Source organism: Nocardia aurantia, from assembly GCF_009604425.1.
Taxonomy (GTDB): domain Bacteria; phylum Actinomycetota; class Actinomycetes; order Mycobacteriales; family Mycobacteriaceae; genus Nocardia; species Nocardia aurantia.
Map to the genome: position 1 here is coordinate 277582 of NZ_WEGI01000011.1, position 19235 is coordinate 296816.

17 protein-coding genes are annotated in these 19235 nt (G+C 70.0%); 12 read left to right on the forward strand and 5 right to left on the reverse strand.

Going from position 1 to position 19235, the window contains the following annotated elements; all coding sequences use genetic code 11:
• The first annotated feature begins 10 nt into the window (after positions 1–10).
• Both NRB56_RS25625 and NRB56_RS25630 read left to right on the forward strand, forming a co-directional pair.
• Positions 11–4270, forward strand: a complete 4260-nt coding sequence (locus tag NRB56_RS25625) for a HAMP domain-containing protein (RefSeq protein ID WP_194290989.1) — start codon at positions 11–13, stop codon at positions 4268–4270.
• On the forward strand, positions 4270–6639 hold the full coding sequence (locus tag NRB56_RS25630) for a SpoIIE family protein phosphatase (protein WP_153346476.1): 2370 nt from the start codon (positions 4270–4272) through the stop codon (positions 6637–6639). Before NRB56_RS25625 ends, NRB56_RS25630 begins: the two co-directional genes overlap by 1 nt.
• Positions 6640–6663: 24 nt before the next feature.
• Here the strand turns inward: NRB56_RS25630 and NRB56_RS25635 are convergent, their stop codons facing one another.
• Both NRB56_RS25635 and NRB56_RS25640 read right to left on the reverse strand, forming a co-directional pair.
• Positions 6664–7599, reverse strand: coding sequence for an anti-sigma factor RsbA family regulatory protein (locus NRB56_RS25635; RefSeq protein WP_153346478.1), 936 nt, complete (start codon positions 7597–7599; stop codon positions 6664–6666).
• 198 nt (positions 7600–7797) lie between these two features.
• Positions 7798–8667, reverse strand: a complete 870-nt coding sequence (locus tag NRB56_RS25640) for a mycofactocin-coupled SDR family oxidoreductase (protein WP_153346480.1) — start codon at positions 8665–8667, stop codon at positions 7798–7800.
• Between the two features lie 490 nt (positions 8668–9157).
• Here NRB56_RS25640 and NRB56_RS25645 point away from each other — a divergent pair, with 490 nt between their 5' ends.
• The 6 genes from NRB56_RS25645 (at position 9158) to NRB56_RS25665 (ending at position 13629) form a co-directional block, all read left to right on the forward strand.
• On the forward strand, positions 9158–10681 hold the full coding sequence (locus NRB56_RS25645; RefSeq protein ID WP_319943516.1) for a nitric oxide reductase activation protein NorD: 1524 nt from the start codon (positions 9158–9160) through the stop codon (positions 10679–10681).
• Between the two features lie 92 nt (positions 10682–10773).
• Entirely contained in the window at positions 10774–11598 is an 825-nt protein-coding gene (locus NRB56_RS25650) for a CbbQ/NirQ/NorQ/GpvN family protein (protein ID WP_153346482.1), read from the forward strand.
• A gap of 21 nt (positions 11599–11619) precedes the next feature.
• On the forward strand, positions 11620–11748 hold the full coding sequence (locus NRB56_RS39835; RefSeq protein ID WP_264767066.1) for a hypothetical protein: 129 nt from the start codon (positions 11620–11622) through the stop codon (positions 11746–11748).
• Entirely contained in the window at positions 11745–12479 is a 735-nt protein-coding gene (locus tag NRB56_RS25655; RefSeq protein WP_319943517.1) for a hypothetical protein, read from the forward strand. Before NRB56_RS39835 ends, NRB56_RS25655 begins: the two co-directional genes overlap by 4 nt.
• 94 nt (positions 12480–12573) lie before the next feature.
• The gene (locus NRB56_RS25660; RefSeq protein WP_153346775.1) at positions 12574–12921 is read left to right on the forward strand and encodes a hypothetical protein; all 348 of its coding nucleotides are present in this window, start codon (positions 12574–12576) and stop codon (positions 12919–12921) included.
• A 108-nt stretch (positions 12922–13029) separates the two neighbouring features.
• Positions 13030–13629: a TetR/AcrR family transcriptional regulator gene (locus tag NRB56_RS25665; RefSeq protein ID WP_153346484.1), complete on the forward strand. Its 600-nt coding sequence runs from the start codon at positions 13030–13032 to the stop codon at positions 13627–13629.
• Positions 13630–13640: 11 nt separating this feature from the next.
• Here NRB56_RS25665 and NRB56_RS25670 read toward each other — a convergent pair whose 3' ends face one another.
• Positions 13641–13892 (reverse strand): hypothetical protein, encoded by a 252-nt coding sequence (locus tag NRB56_RS25670; protein WP_153346486.1) that lies wholly within the window; start codon positions 13890–13892, stop codon positions 13641–13643.
• A gap of 221 nt (positions 13893–14113) precedes the next feature.
• Between NRB56_RS25670 and NRB56_RS25675 the strand changes: the two genes are divergently transcribed.
• The 3 genes from NRB56_RS25675 to NRB56_RS25685 all read left to right on the forward strand — a co-directional run bounded on the left by NRB56_RS25675 (position 14114) and on the right by NRB56_RS25685 (position 16802).
• Complete coding sequence (locus tag NRB56_RS25675; protein WP_319943519.1) at positions 14114–14533, forward strand: YciI family protein; 420 nt, start codon at positions 14114–14116, stop codon at positions 14531–14533.
• 11 nt (positions 14534–14544) lie between these two features.
• Positions 14545–15831, forward strand: coding sequence for an RNA polymerase sigma factor (locus tag NRB56_RS25680; RefSeq protein WP_153346490.1), 1287 nt, complete (start codon positions 14545–14547; stop codon positions 15829–15831).
• Positions 15832–15947: 116 nt separating this feature from the next.
• Positions 15948–16802 (forward strand): aldo/keto reductase, encoded by an 855-nt coding sequence (locus tag NRB56_RS25685; RefSeq protein ID WP_153346492.1) that lies wholly within the window; start codon positions 15948–15950, stop codon positions 16800–16802.
• Positions 16803–16878: 76 nt separating this feature from the next.
• On the opposite strand, the gene NRB56_RS25690 is transcribed toward NRB56_RS25685, so the two are convergent.
• Both NRB56_RS25690 and NRB56_RS25695 read right to left on the reverse strand, forming a co-directional pair.
• Positions 16879–17505 carry a carboxymuconolactone decarboxylase family protein gene (locus NRB56_RS25690; RefSeq protein ID WP_153346494.1) on the reverse strand — a complete coding sequence of 209 codons (627 nt, stop codon included), beginning with the start codon at positions 17503–17505 and terminating at the stop codon, positions 16879–16881.
• A gap of 87 nt (positions 17506–17592) precedes the next feature.
• The gene (locus NRB56_RS25695) at positions 17593–18426 is read right to left on the reverse strand and encodes a TauD/TfdA dioxygenase family protein (protein WP_319943520.1); all 834 of its coding nucleotides are present in this window, start codon (positions 18424–18426) and stop codon (positions 17593–17595) included.
• 172 nt (positions 18427–18598) lie between these two features.
• Here NRB56_RS25695 and NRB56_RS25700 point away from each other — a divergent pair, with 172 nt between their 5' ends.
• Entirely contained in the window at positions 18599–19219 is a 621-nt protein-coding gene (locus NRB56_RS25700; RefSeq protein ID WP_153346496.1) for a TetR/AcrR family transcriptional regulator, read from the forward strand.
• Positions 19220–19235 lie beyond the last annotated feature (16 nt).

Consider the following 19235-nt stretch of genomic DNA (forward strand, 5'->3'; position numbering starts at 1 on the left):
AAGGGTGACGATGACGGACACGACGGCGGCCGCGATGCCGGCCACCTCGGAGGAGGCTGCCGCGGTTGCGGGACAGGCCGAACTCCATCAACTGCTGGCGGGTTTGACGGCGGTCCGCGACGGGGATTTCGGCATGCGGCTGCCGACGGACGCGGACGGATTGCTCGGTGAGATCGCCACCGTGTTCAACGGGACGGTCGACCAGTTGTCGCAGTTCACCTCGGAGGTCACCCGCGTCGCGCGCGAGGTCGGCTCGGAGGGCCGGCTCGGCGGTCAGGCCGAGGTGCCGGGCGTCGGCGGGGTGTGGCGCGATCTCACCGACTCGGTGAACTTCATGGCCGGCAACCTGACCTCGCAGGTGCGCAATATCGCCCAGGTCACCACGGCGGTCGCGCAGGGTGATCTGACCCGCAAGATCGACGTGGACGCCCGCGGTGAGATCCTCGCGCTGAAGACCACGATCAACACGATGGTCGACCAGCTGTCCTCGTTCGCGGACGAGGTCACCCGCGTTTCCCGCGAGGTGGGCACCGAGGGCATGCTCGGCGGCCAGGCGGATGTGAAGGGCGTCTCCGGCACCTGGCGGGACCTGACCGAGTCGGTCAACGTCATGGCCTCCAACCTGACCGGTCAGGTGCGCTCGATCGCCCAGGTCGCCACGGCCGTCGCGCGCGGCGATCTGACCCAGAACATCACCGTCGACGCCCGGGGCGAGATCCTCGAGCTCAAGAACACGATCAACACGATGGTCGACCAGCTGTCGTCGTTCGCGGACGAGGTCACCCGCGTCTCCCGCGAGGTGGGCACCGAGGGCCGGCTCGGCGGCCAGGCCGACGTGAAGGGCGTGTCCGGCACCTGGAAGGACCTCACCGAATCGGTCAACGTGATGGCCGACAACCTGACGGCGCAGGTCCGCTCGATCGCCCAGGTCACCACGGCGGTCGCCCGCGGCGATCTGACCCAGAAGATCCGGGTCGACGCCCGCGGCGAGATCCTGGAGCTGAAGGAGACCATCAACACGATGGTCGACCAGCTGTCGTCGTTCGCGGACGAGGTCACCCGCGTCGCCCGTGAGGTCGGCACCGAGGGCAATCTCGGTGGCCAGGCGACGGTCCGCGGGGTGTCGGGCACCTGGAAGGACCTGACCGACAACGTCAACGTCATGGCGTCCAACCTGACCGGTCAGGTGCGCTCGATCGCGCAGGTCGCGGCCGCGGTCGCCCGCGGCGATCTGAGCCAGAAGATCACGGTCGAGGCGAAGGGCGAGGTCGCGGCGCTGGCCGGGGTGATCAACACGATGGTCGACACGCTGTCCGCGTTCGCCGACGAGGTCACCCGTGTCGCCCGCGAGGTCGGCACCGAGGGCATCCTCGGCGGCCAGGCGCGGGTGCCGAACGTGGCCGGGACCTGGAAGGACCTGACCGACAACGTCAACTCGATGGCGAACAACCTGACCAACCAGGTCCGCAACATCGCCCAGGTCACGACGGCGGTCGCGCAGGGCGATCTGACCCGCAAGATCGATGTGGACGCCCGCGGTGAGATCCTCGCGCTGAAGACCACGATCAACACGATGGTCGACCAGCTGTCCGCCTTCGCGGCCGAGGTCACCCGCGTCGCGCGCGAGGTCGGGTCCGAGGGCCGGCTCGGCGGCCAGGCGGAGGTCGAGGGCGTCTCCGGCACCTGGAAGCGGCTGACCGAGAACGTGAACGAGCTCGCCGGCAACCTCACCCGGCAGGTCCGCGCGATCGCCGAGGTCACCAGCGCCGTCGCCGAGGGCGACCTGACCCGCTCGATCACCGTCGAGGCGTCCGGCGAGGTCTCCGAGCTCAAGGACAACATCAACGCGATGGTGGAATCGCTGCGCGAGACCACCCGGGCCAACCGCGACCAGGACTGGCTGAAGACCAACCTCGCCCTCATCTCCGGCCTGATGCAGGGCCAGCGCGACCTGAACGTGGTCGCGGAGCTGATCATGGACGAGCTGGTGCCGCTGGTCTCCGCGCAGTTCGGCGCCTTCTATCTGGCCGACGACACCGCGGAACAACCCGAGTTGCGCCTGATCAGCTCCTACGGCAGTCCGGACGAACCGGCCGGCACGCCGCGCCTGGCGTTCGGTCAGTCCCTGGTCGGGCAGGCGGCCCGCAGCCGCCGCACGATCGCCGTGGACGACGTGCCGGGCGACTACATCACCATCTCCTCCGGGCTGGGCCGGACCGTGCCGGTCAACCTGCTCGTGCTGCCGATGGTGGTCGAGGACCAGGTCCTCGGCGTGATCGAACTGGCGTCGCTGCACCGGTTCACCGGCACCCACCGGGACTTCCTCGATCAGTTGATGGAGACGGTCGGGGTCAACGTGAACACCATCGTCGCCAACGCGCGCACCGACGAACTGCTCGACGAGTCGCGCCGGCTGACCACCGAGTTGCAGGCCCGCTCGGAGGAACTGCAGGTGCAGCAGGACGAACTGCAGCGGTCCAACGCGGAACTGGAGGAGAAGGCGGCGCTGCTGGCCACCCAGAACCGCGATATCGAGGCCAAGAACCTGGAGATCGAGCAGGCCCGCCAGGAACTGGAGACCCGCGCCCAGGAGCTCGCGCTGGCCTCGAAGTACAAGTCGGAATTCCTGGCGAACATGAGCCACGAGCTGCGCACCCCGCTGAACAGCCTGCTGATCCTGGCACAGCTGCTGGCCCAGAACCCGAGCCGCAACCTGACCCCGAAGCAGGTCGAGTACGCGGGCATCATCCATTCGGCGGGTTCGGATCTGCTGCAACTGATCAACGACATCCTCGACCTGTCCAAGGTCGAGGCGGGCAAGATGGACGTCTCGCCGGAGTCGGTGCCGCTGCGCAAGCTGCTGGACTACGTGGAGGCCACGTTCCGGCCGATGACCACGCAGAAGAGTCTCGGCTTCCGGGTCACCACCGCGCCCGGCCTGCCGATCGAACTGCTCACCGACGATTCGCGGTTGCGGCAGGTGCTGCGCAACCTGCTGTCCAACGCGGTGAAATTCACCGAGACCGGTTCCGTGGAGTTGCGCATCGAGCCCGCGCCGGCCGGTGAGCTGCCGCCCGCGGCCCGCCGCCACGGCCCGGCGATCGCCTTCCGCGTGATCGACACCGGGATCGGGATCGCCGAACACCAGCTGGACTCCATCTTCGGCGCGTTCCAGCAGGCCGACGGCACCACGAGCCGCAAATACGGCGGCACCGGCCTGGGCCTGTCGATCAGCCGGGAGATCGCCTACCTGCTCGGCGGCGCCATCACCGCGCAGAGCACGCTCGGCAAGGGCAGCACGTTCACGTTCTACCTGCCGGTGGCCCGGCCGGACTTCCACGACCTGCCGCCGGTGGACGCCCCGAACGCGCTGCCGCACCGGTCCGCCGAACATCCCGCGCCCCCCGCCGCGCCGCAGCAGCCGCGCCGGCTGCTGGTCGTCGAGGAGCGCCCCCAGGGCCTGCTGTCCCTGGTCGCGCAGAGTGCGGTGGCCGACCTCGCCGACCGCACCGACCCGCGCGGACCCGTCCAGGTCGTCACCGTGATCGGGGTGCAGGAGGCCGCGGCGGCGATGGCCGCGGAGGCGTTCCACTGCGTCGTCCTGGAACTGGACATGCCCGACCTCGCCGCCCTGCGCCTGCTGGAGACCATGGACGGCGACGCGGCGCTGAGCACGGTGCCCGTGCTCGGCCACAACAACCGCCGGCTCGACGCGGAACAGGAACACCTGCTGCGGCAACGGGCGGAGGGCCACCCCCTGGAACTGCTGTCCAGCCTGGACGAACTGCGGGAACGCATCGCGCTGCACATCACCGCCGAGGCGCCCGGCGACGTCCTGCCGCTGGTGCGCGGCGAGCAGGCCCCCGACCCCGCGCCGCAACGCGCCGAGGGCAGGCTCGCCGGTCGCACGGTGCTGCTCGTCGACGACGACGCCCGGAACCTGTTCGCGCTCAGCAGCATTCTCGAACTCCAGGGCGTGACCGTGCTGCACGCGGAGAACGGGCGCGAGGGCATCGACACCCTGCTCGACCATCCGGAGACCGACCTGGTCCTGATGGACGTCATGATGCCCGAGATGGACGGCTACACCGCGACCGCGAAGATCCGTTCGATGCCGCGCTACGAGGGCCTGCCGATCATCGCCGTGACAGCCAAGGCGATGCTCGGCGACCGGGAGAAGAGTCTGGCCTCCGGCGCCAACGACTACGTCACCAAACCGGTGGACGCGGACGTGCTGCTCGCGTGCATCCAGCAGTGGCTGGGCGCGTGATGACCGACCCCGATATCGCCGCCGGCCCCGCGCCGGACGGCCCCGAACCACCGGCGGTCAGCCGCCTCGCCGCGACCGTGGAACGGCTGCGCGGCGAGATCCGGGAGGCCCAGGCCACCGCGGACGGCCGCGCGCTGATCGAGATGGCCAAGGGGTTGCTGATCGAGCGGTTGCGGTGCGGGCCGTCGGAGGCCGCCCGGCAACTCGACGCGCTGGCCGGGCAGGCGGGCGTCACCCCGCTGGAACTGGCCGCCGATCTGGTCAACCAGACCGCGCAGGACCAGGTCAGCGCGGTGGTGGACGAATTCCTGCTGCGCACCACCACACCGGGCCGGTCCGTGACGCCCGTGCAACTGCGGACCGCCGAGAGCGGACTGCTGGCGGCCGGCGACGCGCAGCGCGTCGCCCGGTCCGTCCTGGAACACGCCGTGGCCCCGCTGGGGGGCACCGCCGTGGCGCTGTGGTCCGCAGGCGCCGACGCCTCGCTGACGCTGACCGGTTTCGCGGGCATCGACCCGCAGGAGGCCGAGCGCTGGCGGTACGTGCCACCGGGCGTGTCGACCCCGGCCCGGCAGGCGCTGATGCGGCGGAACACCCAGTGGATCGACAATCTGGCGGAGTCGGGCCTGCCGTCGATCGGCGGCCGGGACGGCGGCCGGGCGGCGATCCCCGCCGGGACCGGCGGCAAGCTGATCGGTGTGCTGGAGGTGTGCTGGCCGCATCCGATCGAGCCGCAGCCGCCGCGGGTGCAGCGGCAACTGGAGGCGCTGGCGGAACTGTGCGCGCACACCCTGGAACCCGATCCCGCCCCCTGGAACTCGCCCGATCACCGGGACGTCGCCGACCTGACCCGGCTCGCCGACGGCCTGTTCGATCCGGCCCTCGTGCTGATACCCGAGCTCGGCGCCGAGGGCAGCGTGACCGACTTCCGGATCCGGCACGTCAACCGGTGTTTCATCGATCCGGCGGGCCGCCCCGGCGGCCTGATCCAGGGCGCGTCGCTGTTCGAGGCGTACCCCCTGGCCGCGGGCGAGGGCCGGCTGTTCGAGCTGATCGAGCACGTCTTCGCCACGGGCGAGACCTACCGCGCCGACCGGGTGTCGCTGACCGAACTGGTCGACCGGATCCCGCTCACCGTCTCCGCCGCCCTCAGCATCGGCCGGCATCGCGACGCGGTGCTGGTGGTGTGGCGCATCGAGGACGAGACCGCCCGGCTGGCCGCCCTGTTGCAGCACGCGCAGCGGCTCGGTCGCGTCGGCGGTTTCGAGGAGAACGCGGCCACCGGCGACATCACCTGGAGCGCCGAGCTGTACACGCTGCACGGACTGCCCCGGGGCGCCGCACCGATCCCGCTGGCCCAGCTGCCGGGCCACGTCCACGACGACGACGTCGAGGACGTGAAGCGGCTGCTGCGGACCCTGTTGCGCTACCGCCGCGCCGCGTCGGCCGCGTTCCGCCTGGTCCGGCCCAACGGAGAGACCAGGCACATCCGCATCATCGCGGAACCGATCGTCGACGGAGCCGGTCATCTGCTCGGTGTCCGGGGCGCCTACCAGGACATCTCCGCCCAGCACTGGACCGAGGCCGCCCTGTCGGCCAGTCAGGACCGGCTCGCCCACACCGAACAGCACGCCGCCGAACAGAGCCGGCTGGCCCGGCAGTTGCAACAGGCGATCATGCCCGCCGCGACCCCGGCCATCGACGCGTTCGGCTTGCGCATCGCGGTCCGCTATCAGCCGTCCGAGCAGGACTACACGGTCGGCGGCGATTGGTACGACGCGATCGTGCTGCCCTCCAAGCAGATCATGATCTCCGTCGGCGATATCACCGGGCACGGTCTCGAGGCCGCCACCGGCATGGTCGTGCTGCGCAACGCCCTGCGCGGTCTCGCCGCCACCGGCGCCGGTCCGGGGCAGATGCTGACCTGGCTCAACTCGGTGGCGCGGTCCCTGACCGACCACATCTTCGCGACGGCCGTCTGCGGCCTCTACGACCCGCAGACCCGGGTGCTGCGGTGGGCGCGGGCCGGTCATCTCCCGCCGGTGCTGATCCGGTCCGGCAGCGCCGGCGCCCTGCCCGCCCTGGACGGGATCCTGCTCGGCGCCGTGGAGGAGGCGACGTATCAGGAGGCCGAGATCCAGTTGCAGCCCGACGACATCCTCCTGCTCTACACCGACGGCCTGATCGAGCGCCGGGACCGGCCGATCGATGAGTGCGTGGACAAGTTGCTCGCCGATGCGGCCCGCTTCCGGGGAACACTCGACCAGTGCCTGGACCACCTGCTCGCCCACAGCGACGCCGACGCCGACGACGACACCTGCGTGGTGGGCATCCAGGTGGGGCTGGGCGACAGCCCGCCGCCGGGCTGATCGGGCGGCACCGCCGCGGGTTGATCAGCTCAGTGCCATCTGGACGTGCAGCGTCGTCCCCGCCGGCCGGGTGTGGATCCGCACCAGATCGGCGAGATGGTTGATCAGCAGCAGACCACGCCCGCCCGGCGTGGTCAGGGACGCGGGCAGCCGCCCGGCCAGCGGGTCGGCGATATGCCCGCCGTCGCGGATCCGGCAGTGCAGGTGCGCGTCGGCACTCCACAATTCGAGCGTGCCGCCGCCGGCGGCGTGGACCACGGAGTTGGCGGTCGCCTCGCCGACGATCAGCTCCACCTCGGCGATCCGCCGCTCGCCCATTCCGGCGTCGCGCGCGAAATCCGCCGCGCGGCGCCGCGCCCCCGCCAGCGTGCCCCCGTCGAACGCGAGCACGACCGCGGTCGCCGGCGGATCCGGCAACGGCCGGTTGTACGTGTCCACGATCCGATCGGGATCGTATGCGGCACTGACGATTTCGCCGTCGGGCCCGATCACCGTCGGGTGGGTGGCCCAGGCGTCCTCGACCATGTGCGCGGGCAGGGCCGTCAGATCGTACGGGCACAGGATGGTGACCTCCCGCCCCTGGAACGCCGCGTTGATCAGCGCCTCGTGCTGCGCACACGCCGGATACTCCATCGGCGACCGCCCGGCCCAGATGGGCTCGCCGATGATGCGCACCCGGCCGCCGGCCTGCCGGTCGGCGAAGGCGCACAACACCCCGGGGATGATCCGCCCCGGATTGCGTCCTTCGACGGTCATGTCGAGCATCCGGACCGACGCCGCGTCGCCCCCCAGCTCGGCGCGCAGCAGCGCCAGATTGGCGGGCGGCACCGATACGGCCACCGGCTCCCCGGCGGCCAGGCCCGCACGGACGAAAGCCACTGTGCCGCTGACGTATTCGTCCGGACTTCGATAGAAGAAGGCCGGATGGCGGAACGGGCCGCCGGCTGCCGCGGACATCATCGCCGAACCATTTCGACAGCGGGCGGACCGCCGCGTGCCGGGACTGGTGACGTCGATCTCACCGATACACCGTAAACCCGGATGTCCGGGCGGTCCGGATCGCCCCGCGTGACGCGGCTCATCGACTGCCCGGCGAGCCGCGCCGCCGCGCTCGACGGGTCCGCCGCCGACGACGGAATGCCGGGTGAGCACGGCCGATCAATACTGGGCAGCGCCCTGGTCGACGGGTATCTGCGCCGCGGTGACGTAGCGCGATTCGTCGGAGGCCAGCCAGCAGACCGCGTCCGCGACGTCCTCCGGCTCGGACACCCATCCGGACAGGAACGGCGTGTTCATGTGGGCCAGTCGCGGGAAGGTCTCCAGCGCGCGGCTGATGGCGGCCGCCATGTCGCCGCTGCCCATCGGGGTGTTGACCGGTCCCGGATGGACGCTGTTGACCCGGATGTCGTGCCGGCCGAGCTCGGCGGCCAGGGCGCGCGCCATCCCGGTGATCGCGTGTTTGCTCGCGGTGTAGTGCACCATGAACGGCTGCACCTTCATTCCCGCGGACGAGCTGATCAGGATGATCGAGCCACCCCGGCCGGCGTCGATGATGTGCTGCGCGCCCGCGGCGATCGTGTTCCAGGTCCCGGTGACATTGATGTCCATCGTGTCGCGGAAGGTCTCGGCGGTGATGGCGTCCCAGGTTTGCGGAATGGCGATGCCCGCGTTGGCGACGATGATGTCGAGCCGGCCCCAGTCGGCGACGGCCGCGTCGACGGCCGCACGCAGGGCGTCGAGATCGCGGGTGTCCGCTACGGCGGTCCGGATCCGCCCGCCGGTGGCTTCGACGAGTTTCGCCGTCTCGTCGAGGTCGTCGGGGGTGGCGGAATCGTAGGGCACCGCGGGCGGCAGCGGACCGGCGAGATCGACGGCCAGAATGTCGGCCCCCTCGCCGGCCAGCCGGACCGCGTGCGCGCGGCCCTGACCGCGCGCCGCGCCGGTCACCAACGCCACTCTGCCGAGGAGTCGGTCGGTCACGGCAACCTCCTGTCTGGCCTGTGGTCCCCGCGCCTCCGGCCGGGACATCCCGCCGCCGGGGGAACCTGCGGCTCGCCACGACTGCGGCTCGGTCTCCCATCGACTGACTGGATACTACTTCATGTCCGCTGAATCATTCAATGTGCATCCAAATCGACTGTACGACAACATATCTCGACACAAGTTCGCCAGATCAGGTCATAAACCATTGACTTGAGTCAGTATCGTGTTCTACAACTGGCAGTCGAGAGGACGCGACCCGCACGGCGACCACGCGGTGTCGGTCGCGGACACGAAAGAGCAAGGCGCGCATGATCATCTGGGTCTCCGGCCGCCCGGCCGCACCGCCGTCCGAGGCCGCGTCCGTATCCCGTCGCAACCCGTCACCGAGGAGGTCCGAGCATGTTATGGCTGTGGGAAGGTGTCCGGTACATCGCCGCGTACGGCGGTACCGCCCTGATCATCGGGTTCTGGTATTGGATGTTCAGCAAACTGGGCACCTTCTGAGCCGGACGTCGCCCGTCCACGGTGGCGCGTCGTGACCGGCCCCGCCACGGCCGACGCGCTGGTCCTGGAGCGCAGCTGCGCACTCACCGCCGCGGCGTTCGGGGAGGGCCGGCGCCGCGGCGCCCGGCTGGTCACCGGGCCGCGCCGGCGGTTCGGTCTCGACAAGACGCTGACTTCGGTCAGTGTTCCGTATCCGCCGGAGTGGCCCCGCCGGCTGGTGACATGTGCTGTGGCGCTGCAATGTTCACCGTCGAAGGAACGGGTTGCCGGTTACCGGCTCGATACGCTGTCGGCCCGGGAATCGCGCGCGCTGGTCCGGGTCGAGGCCGGTGTCGCGCTCGGCTGGATCGCGTCGACCTGGCCCGGACTGTTCGACGAACTACGCAGGGCCGTACCCGATCTGGAACCCACGGCCGCGGACACGGACGCCGCGACGATGCTCGATCACGCGATCGCCCTGGCCGGCTCCGGCAATCCGCCGGTTCCGCATCCGCTGCTCGGCGGGTTGCCGTCGGCGTACCCGGCCGCGGCGGGATCGCTGGAGCGGTTGCGGCGCAATTACGGTCGCCTGCCGTGGACCAGCCGGCTCAGGCGTCGCCCCCGGCCGTATTCGGTGCCGGTCGGCGGGGACGGCGGCGTCCCCAACCCGAATCTGCCACCGCCGAGCCGCCCGGACGACGACGATGTCGAGGTCACCCCCGACCGCCGGCCCGGCATCCCGTACCCGGAGTGGAACGCGTGGACCGGACGCTTCCTGCGCGACCATGTCGCGGTCGTGGAACGCCCGCACACCGGCCACGTTCCCGAGCGCACCACGGTCCCGGCCGACCTGCGCGGCTGGTTCGAGCAGCCCACCCACCGGGCCGTGACCGGCGGGCTCGAGGACGGCGCCGACCTCGACGTGGACCGGTACGTCGATCACCACATCGCCGTGATGACCGGAAAAGCGGCCCAGCCCAGAGTATTTCGTGATCTGCTGCCCGCCGGCCGGGACGTCACGACCGCGCTGCTGCTGGACGGCAGCTCATCGCTGGGTGCGCGGGGCGGGGCGGCCTTCCGGCTGGAACTGGCCTGCGCCGACGCGTTGTCGCGGGCGATGACGGTGGCGCGGGAGCGGCACGGTGTCTTCGTGTTCACCGGCAACACCCGGCATCGGGTCGAGGTGCGGTGCCTCGTGGACTTCACCGACCGGCGTTTCGTGCCGCCCGGTGCGCAGGGCCTGGTCACCGGCGGCTACACCCGGCTGGGCGCACCGCTGCGGCACCTCACCGCCCGGCTGCTGGCGCAGCCCGCGCGACGTCGGCTGCTGATCGTCATCGGCGACGGGCTGATCTCCGACGAGGGCTACGAGGGCCGCTACGCCTGGGCCGACGCCGCCCACGCGGTCGAGGAAGCGGCCGAGGCGGGCGTGTGCGTCTACTACATCGGCGTCGGTCCGGTCCGGGTCGACCCGCTGCCGGAAGTGTTCGGCCCCTTACGTTCCCGGCGCATCCGGCGCGTGGACGAATTGCCGCGGGTGCTCGCCCACGTCCACCGCGAACTGGTCGCCGCATGATCGCCGAACCCGACACAGCCGAGACGCCATGACCACCGAACCCGACCGGACCGCGACGCCATGACCACCGATCACGACAGGACCGAGAGGCCATGACCACCGAACCCGACACGGCCCGGCGGACCGGCGCCTACCGAGCCCACGGTAACGAACCGGCCCTGTTCGAGCACGCGTTCCACCGCGGCGCGCCGGTCATGCTGACCGGCCCCACCGGGTGCGGGAAAACCCGGTTCGTCGAGCACATGGCGGCGACCCTGCGACGGCCACTGGTCACCGTCAGCTGCCACGACGACCTGACCAGTTCCGATCTCGTCGGCCGCTTCATGGTCACCGGCGGCGATGTGGTCTGGACCGACGGACCCCTGACCCGCGCGGTGAAAGCCGGCGCGATCTGCTATCTCGACGAGGTGGTGGAGGCCCGCCACGATTCGCTGGCGGTCCTGCATTCCCTGACCGACCACCGGCGCACGCTGTATCTGGACCGGGCCGGCGAAATCGTCACCGCCCCGGACACATTCATGCTGGTGTGTTCCTACAACCCGGCATACCGCGGCTCGCTCAAGGAGCTCAAACCCTCGTTCCGGCAACGGTTCGTCACCCTCGCGATGACCTACCTCCCGCCGGCGGCGGAAGCCGAGACCGTCGCCACGGAAACCGGTGTCCCGCTCGCGGTCGCGCAGCGACTCGTGCGGTGCGCCAACGCCGTCCGCGCCGCGGATCGAGCCTTCCACTTCGAACCACCCTCGACCCGGGTACTGGTGACAGCCGCCCACCTGATCGTCTCCGGCGCAACCGAATTCGAAGCCGCCGAAGCCTGCGTCCTGGCCCCCCTGAGCACCGACGGGGCGATCACCGACGGGCTCCGCGAAATCGCCGCCGCCGCATTGCGCTCCGCCGATGCGCCGGCCATCTCCTGAACTGCGAGAAAGGAATTCGACATGGACCGACAAGAACGGGACCGGAAGCGAGCGCTCATCGTCCTGCAGATCGTCATCTACGGCTTCCTGCTGACGATGTTCGGCATCCAGCTGTACATGTCCTTCGCCCGAGGCTGGTGGGACCTGTGAACCTCCCGAACCTGCACCGCCGCAACGCGAAACAAGACATCGCGCCACCCGGGACCGTACCCGCGTCAGCCCTCGACGAACACGAGGACGAATCCCGCCGCGCGCAACGCGCCGCCGACAAATGGATGATCACCGGCGCCGCGTTGATGGGCATGTGGGCGCCGGGCATCCTCGGGCTGCCGATCTTCCTGCGCGGCGTCGTATTACAGCGCCGCGCCCTGCGGGCCGGATTGTCGGTACGGCCGATGATCGTCACCCTGCTGGGCTACCTCGTCCTCATCGACGGCTGCCTCAACAGCCTGGGCTGGGCGATGGACATGATCGGCAACCACACCCTGCTCAGCCGGGTGCTGCTGGTCGGCTGGGGAAACATGTTCGACGGCGGCTACTTCTGGCACTACAACGAGCTGTGGGTCGGCGGCGCCGCGGGCCCCGGCGAGAAGTCCTATGTGTACGGATTGATCCTCACCGTGTTCTCGATGCGCGTCGCCGCCGCGATCGGGTTCCTCCAGATGAAGAGCTGGGGCCGGCAGTGGATGATCATCACCTGCTGGATGGGCATCGTGATCTGGTGCGCCTACGTCTTCAACATGACCATGTACGCGGACGTCCGATACCACGGCACGATCTTCCCGGTCGTCGGCTGGTGGCTCTACGACATCTTCTACATCAGCCCATTCCTGGCGATCCCGTACCTGCACACGGTCAACCGCGAAATCTTCACCGACTGACACCCCCGGGAGCACTGCCGTGACCACCTCACCCACCACGAAAGACACTGCGGCCCAGGACCTACCGGCCGGAACCAGCCCGGTGTACGCGAACATGCACAGATGGATCCAGCGGGTCACCCTGATCTGCCTGGTCGCCCTCGTCATCGAAGGCGCGTTCACCCTGCCGTTCATGGCCGTCTACTACGGCTACCCGACGCTGAGCCTCACCCAGATCTGTAGCGAACTGCGCAAGATCCAGTACTCCGACGACACCCAGGAATGCCAGGTCCCCTACCCGATATTCGGGCCGCCCGAGGGTGCGCAGGCCAAGAACAAGGCCCAGGACCAGTGGGGTGTCCAGCCGACCCCCGGCTACCACCGGCTCGGTTTCCGCGAACTGGTCCGCATCCACAACGACCGTGCCGCCCGCGAAGCCGCCCAGCACGGAGCACCGAAGTAGGGGCCGCCGGCGACGGTACCCAGCACAGTGCCGCCGGGCCCCCGCGCGATACTGTGCGAAGCACAACCCGCGGACCGGCTCGGTCCACACGGAGATCGGATAGCGGCGATGGTGGTGGACGGTCCGTCGGTGCGCGAGGTCAAGCGCATGCAGACTCGCGAACGTCTGCTCGGCGCCGCGATGGCCGAGTTCAAGCGGGCCGGCATCGCCGAGGCGGACGTGGGTGCCATCGTCGCCGCCGCGGGGGTGGCCCACGGAACATTCTTCTTCCACTTCCCCACCAAGGAACACGTGCTGTTCGAGGTGGAGAATCGGGAGGAGGATCGAATCGCGGCCCAGCTCAACCGATTCGCCAACCGGCACCGGGACCTGGGAGCGATCCTGGCGGAGACGGTCCGGCTGGTGCTGGCCCTGGAGCAGCGGCTCGGCCAGGTCCTGTTCCGGGATCTGCTGGCGCTGCACTTCTCCCAGAGCAGGCCACCGGTCGACGAGAGCGCGAATCATGCCGTCATCGTGCTGATCGCCCGCGAGATCGCGGCCGCGCAGGAGCGCGGAGAGGTCTCCGCGCAGGTGACCCCGATGAACAGCGCGGTGTTCTTCCTCCTGGGCCTGTATGCCCTGCTGACGACCATGCACGACTGGGCGAACCGCGACGGCGTGCTCGCGGACTTCGTGACGCGAACCCTGGACAGCGTCCGCGTGCGCTGAGACCCGCCGCGCTACCGGTCGGCGCCGGTGCGTCCCTCGTAGGGCGGCACGGCCGGTTCGGCGTCTCCGGGCGTTTCGGTGCCGGTGGTGCCGACCGTGCCGGGGGCCGGTTCTCGATCGTGTGACGAGGTCGTTTCCTCCTCATCGATCGTGCCCGCCGGGCGATCCGCCGGCCCGCCGCCGGGAGTATCGGCCCCGGTGTCCCGTGAGCCCTCCGGGCCGCGTTCCGCCTGAGGTTCCTCGGACAAATGTTCACCAGGCATCGGTCGATCCCTCCTTCGGTGACAGCGGTGATCTCGGTCCTACCGTTCGAGCGTGACCCTCGATCCACACGCAGTCAACGGTCGCTGCCGAGTAGCGGCCGCGGCGCGATGTAGGTTGCCGGAAGAATTCCTCGGCGGACGTGTCGATCGGCGGCGCCGTCGTTCGACCCAGGGATGAGAGGGTCCGAACAAGGGATCCGGACAGAGTGGGAGCGGAAACCGTGAAGTACATGTTGATCATGCGAGCCACCGACGAGTCGTTCGAGGCGTTCCAGAACGTCGACTTCGGCGAGATCGTCGAGTCGATGGGGCGGTTCAACGACGAGATGATCCAGGCGGGCGTCCTCGTCGCCGCCGAAGGCCTGGACGCCGCCACCGAGGGAGTGGTCGTCGACTATTCGTCCCAGCCGCCGGTGGTCACCGACGGGCCGTACGGCGAGACCAAGGAACTCTTCGGCGGTTACTGGATCGTCGAGGTCGCCTCGAAGGAAGAGGCCGTGGAGTGGGCGAAGCGGGCGCCGCTGGCCGGCCCGGGCTCCAAGTGCGAGATCCGCCGGGTCACCAGCATCGACGAGTTCCCGCAGGACAACGAGTGGATCCGGAAAGAACGGGCCTGGCGGGAGGCGACCGGCCAGCTCTGAGCGCCGCCGCGATGTCGGACCACACCGGCCGGGACGCGGTCGCGGCCGTCTGGCGGATCGAATCCGCCCGGATCGTCGGCGCCCTGGCGCGCTACACGGGCGACTTCGCGCTCGCCGAGGACCTCGCCCAGGAGGCCTTCGCGGAGGCGCTGGTGACCTGGCCGCGGGACGGCGTGCCCGGCAACCCGGCCGGATGGTTGCTGACCGTGGGCCGGCGCCGCGCGATCGATGCGTTCCGCCGGCGGTCCGCCCGCGACGAACGGTATGCCGCCCTCGCCCACGACCTGGGCGAGGGCGGCCTCGCCGCCGGCAACGCGAGCGCCGATCCGGTCCGCGCCGCCGAGGACGTGCTGTGGGACCCGGATCGGATCGACGACGACGTGCTCGCGTCGATGTTCCTCTGCTGCCACCCCGTGCTGTCGCGGGAGGCGCGGGTGGCGCTCACCCTGCGCGTCGTCGGCGGTCTGACCAGCGACGAGATCGCCAAGGCGTTCCTGATCCCGACCGCCACCGTGCAGGCCCGGATCACCCGGGCGAAGAAGACCCTCGCGGCGGCCCGGGTACCGTTCGCGGTGCCCACCGCCGCCGAGCGGGCCGAGCGGACCGGCACGGTCCTCAGCGTGGTCTACCTGATCTTCACCGAAGGATCGTCGGCCACGTCCGGTGACGATCTGATCCGGCTCGACCTGGCCGGCGAGGCCCGGCGCCTCGCGCGAGTGCTGACCCGCCTGGTGCCCGACGAGGCCGAGGCGTTCGGCCTGCTGGCGCTGCTGGAGCTGACCGCGGCGCGCTTCCCGTCCCGCACCGGACCGGACGGTGAACCGGTGCTGCTGGAACACCAGGACCGCCGCCGCTGGGACCGCAGCGCGATCCGCCGGGGCCGAGCCGCCCTGACCCGCGCCCAGCGGATCGGCCGGGGCCTCGGCGCCTACGGGGTGCAGGCGGCGATCGCCGAATGCCACGCGGTCGCCACGTCGGTCGACGCGACGAACTGGGAACGGATCGTGCTGCTCTACGAGGTGCTCGGCCGGCTCGCACCGTCACCGGTCGTCGACCTCAACCGCGCGGTGGCGGTCTCCATGGCGCACGGACCGGCCGCGGCGCTGCCGATCGTGGACGAACTGACGGCCGCCGGGACACTGTCGCACTCACACCTGTTGCCCAGCGTCCGCGGCGAATTGCTCCTCCGCCTCGGCCGCACCGGCCAGGCACGCGCCGAACTGGAACGCGCCCTGCGACTGTGCGGCAACACCCGCGAGCAGACGGTACTGCGACGCAAACTCGCCGATCTCGACTGACCGCGGACAGCCGAGGCGGTGTCGATCGGACCGGCGGATCGGTACCCGCCGCCATCGTGGGTACTCGGCTGCCGGTAGGGGCGGGCCACACCACGAGGCGAAGGAGTGCGGACGTCATGATTCTGACCGAAACGTACACGCTGTCGAACGGGCTACCCATCCCGAAGCTGGGCCTGGGCACCTGGTTCATCGACGACGACAAGGCCGCCGCCGCGGTGACCGAGGCCGTCGCGATCGGCTACCGCAATATCGACACCGCGCAGGCCTACGGCAACGAGCGAGGAGTGGGGGAGGGGGTCCGCACCAGCGGCGTCCCCCGCGGCGACCTGTTCGTGTCCACCAAGCTGGCGGCCGAGATCAAGGACTACGACCGCGCGGTCGCCGCGATCGACGGTTCCCTGGCCAGGCTGGGGCTGGATTACGTCGATCTGATGCTGATCCACAGCCCCCAGCCCTGGGACGATTTCCGCGGCGGTGACTACGCCGAGGGCAACCGCGAGGCCTGGCGTGCGCTGGAGGACGCTCATCGGGCCGGCAAACTCCGGTCGATCGGTGTCTCCAATTTCGAGCAGCACGACCTGGAGAACATCTCCCGGGAAGCCACGGTCGCCCCCCAGGTGAACCAGTTGCTCGTCCACGCCGGCAACACCCCGCTGGACCTCATCGCCTACTGCGAGAGCCGGAACATCGTGGTGGAGGCCTACTCACCGATCGCACACGGGGAGATCCTGAAGAACCCGGACGTCCGGGCGATGGCCGACCGCTACGGCGTGACCGTGCCGCAGCTGTGCATCGCCTACACCCTGCAACTCGGAACCGTCTCGCTGCCGAAGACCGCCAACCCCGACCACATGCGCAGCAACGCCCAGGTCGACTTCGTTCTCACCGACGACGATATGGACCTCCTGCGACACATGCGAGCCCGGGACTACGGCGACCACAGCGTATTTCCCGTGTACAGCGGCAAGTGAGACCCGGTGCGCGCCGACGGCCTCGCCGGCGGTCCCCGGCAGTGCCGTCCCCCGATCCGTCGCACCGCACGCGAGTTCAGTGGGTGATCTCAGCGCCGTTGTGGGGCAACTGTTTCCGGTTGGCGCGCGCGGTCAGCTCGGGCAGGTCGTCGTCCATCTCGACCTCGACGGATTTGAACATCCTGGCGATCGCGTCGTAGGCGCTGACGGTGAAGATGACGTCGAGCAGTTGTCTGGCGTCCAGCGCCGAAGCCAGGACGGCCCAGGTGGTTTCGCCGATCGCCCCGTCGTCGATGAGTTCGTCGGTGGCACGCAGCAGCGCGGCGTCCAGTGGATCCCAGAACGGGGCGTCGGGCCCGTAGGCGATGCGGGAGACCTCCTCGTCGGACAGTCCGGCGTCGCGGGCCATGAACAGGTGCTGCACCCATTCGTAGCCGGACTTGCGGAGTAGCGCGACCCGCATGATCAGCAGTTCGCGCTGCCGTTCGGACAGGGTGGTGGCCCGCAGTACGTGCCCGTTGAAGGTGAAGAAGGCCCGTGCCAGCGCCGGGTGGTGGGCGAAGGTGCCCAGCGTGTTTCGCGCCATGGGCCGGTCCTGCTTGAGCGCCGGCGGATGCCGCGGCTCGGGCGGGTCCATGGCGGCGAGCGCGTCGCGCATCTCGGCGGGCCATTCCCGGATCGGGAGCGGGGGGATGCGTGCCATCTCAGATCGTCCTGCCACCGTCGGCGCCCTCGCCGGGGAGCACGCGAGTGTCGTTGCGCGGCCGCAGTTCTGATGCCATCGGGGCGATCATGCGACCTTCTCCTCGCCGACGAGGGTGGTGCGGTGCATCAGCCGCCGCGAGGTCGGTTCGTAGGGCAGCGCGCGGTGCAGCAGGCCGGTGTTGTCCCAGACCACGAGGTCTCCGACGTGCCATGAGTGGCGCAGCACGAACCGGGGCCGGGTGGTCCAGCCGAGGATGTCGTCGAGCAGCTCGCGGCCCTCGGCCGGTGACATGCCGACCACTTCCGCGGCGGTGGCGCCGATCAGCAGCGACCGCCGCCCGTCGGGCCGGTTCCAGACCAGGGGATGTTCCCGCGCGGGAATCCGATCCCACTGCGCCTGTTGTCTCGCGGTGGGGTCGGGATGGATCAGCCGTTGCGAGGCCGCGAAACTGTGGACGACCCGGAGCGTGCTCAGTCGCGCCTGCTCGGCTTCGGGCAGCGCCTCGTGGGCGGCGTAGGTGTTCGCGAATTCGGTGTCGCCGCCGTCGGCGGCGGTTTCGCGGGCGATCAGCAGGGTCGCCTTCTGCGGGACGTCGTCGGTGAGCCCGTCGGTGTGCCAGTGGAAGGTGCTGCGCCGGTAGTCGGCCAGCGTGCTCTTGGCGGGATCCAGCGTGACCGGGGAGATCTCGGGATGGTCGGCGAGCCCGCCGTGGGGCGCGACGACGACCTCGCCGAGCAGCCGGCTGAACGCGACCAGGTCCGGTTCGCCGACGGCGGCCTCGCGGTAGACCACGACGCCGTGCCGGTGCAGCAGGTGCGTGCATTGCCCGGCGACTGCCGGGTCGACCAGCTGCGCGCCGGTCAGCCCGCGGACTTCGACGCCGATGGAGTCCGACAACGGGGTGACGGTGATGCTCACGGTCGATCCCTCCGGTTCACTCGATCGCCCCTCGCCCGATGTCGGACGGCAGAGCCACCCTTACTGAGCGATCGCACAGTGATTCGGGCTGGTACATGAGTAACATCGACGTCGTGCCACGTCAAGAGGTCACAATGCTCCACCGCGTCCGACCGGCAGAACAGGACTTCGAATGCCAGCTCCGAGCAAGCGTGCGGTTGCCGCCGGTGAGACGCGCCGTGTGCTGATGGAGGCGACCGCTCAGATCATGCTCGAGGAGGGCTACGCGGCGGCGACGTCGCGGCGGGTGGCCGCCCGGGCCGGTGTCAAGGCGCCGCTGCTGCACTATCACTTTCCGAGCATGGATGACCTGTACCTCGCGGTGTTCCGCCGCGGTACCGAGCTCAACCTCGAACGCCTGCGCGCCGCGCTGGCCTCCGATCAGCCGCTGCAGGCGTTGTGGGAGCAGACCTTCGACCCGCGCGGTACCCGGCTGTTGCTGGAGTTCATGGCTCTGGCCAACCACCGCAAGGAGATTCGCGCCGAACTCGCCGCCGCCGGCGAACGCTACCGCGACATCCAGGTCACCGCACTCACTCTCGTCATGCGGCAGCACGGCCTCGACACCGCCGCGTTCCCCCCGGATGCGATGTCGGTGCTCATCGCCTCCATCGGCCGCACCCTCGTCCTCGAGAGCACCCTCGGCATCGCGGGCGGGCACGCGTCGATGCTGGCGCTGGTCGAACGCTACCTGCGCCGATTCGAAATGCCGCCCCCGGCGCCGGACCCCCGGCCGCCGGCCGATGAACTTTGACTAAGCAATCGCTCAG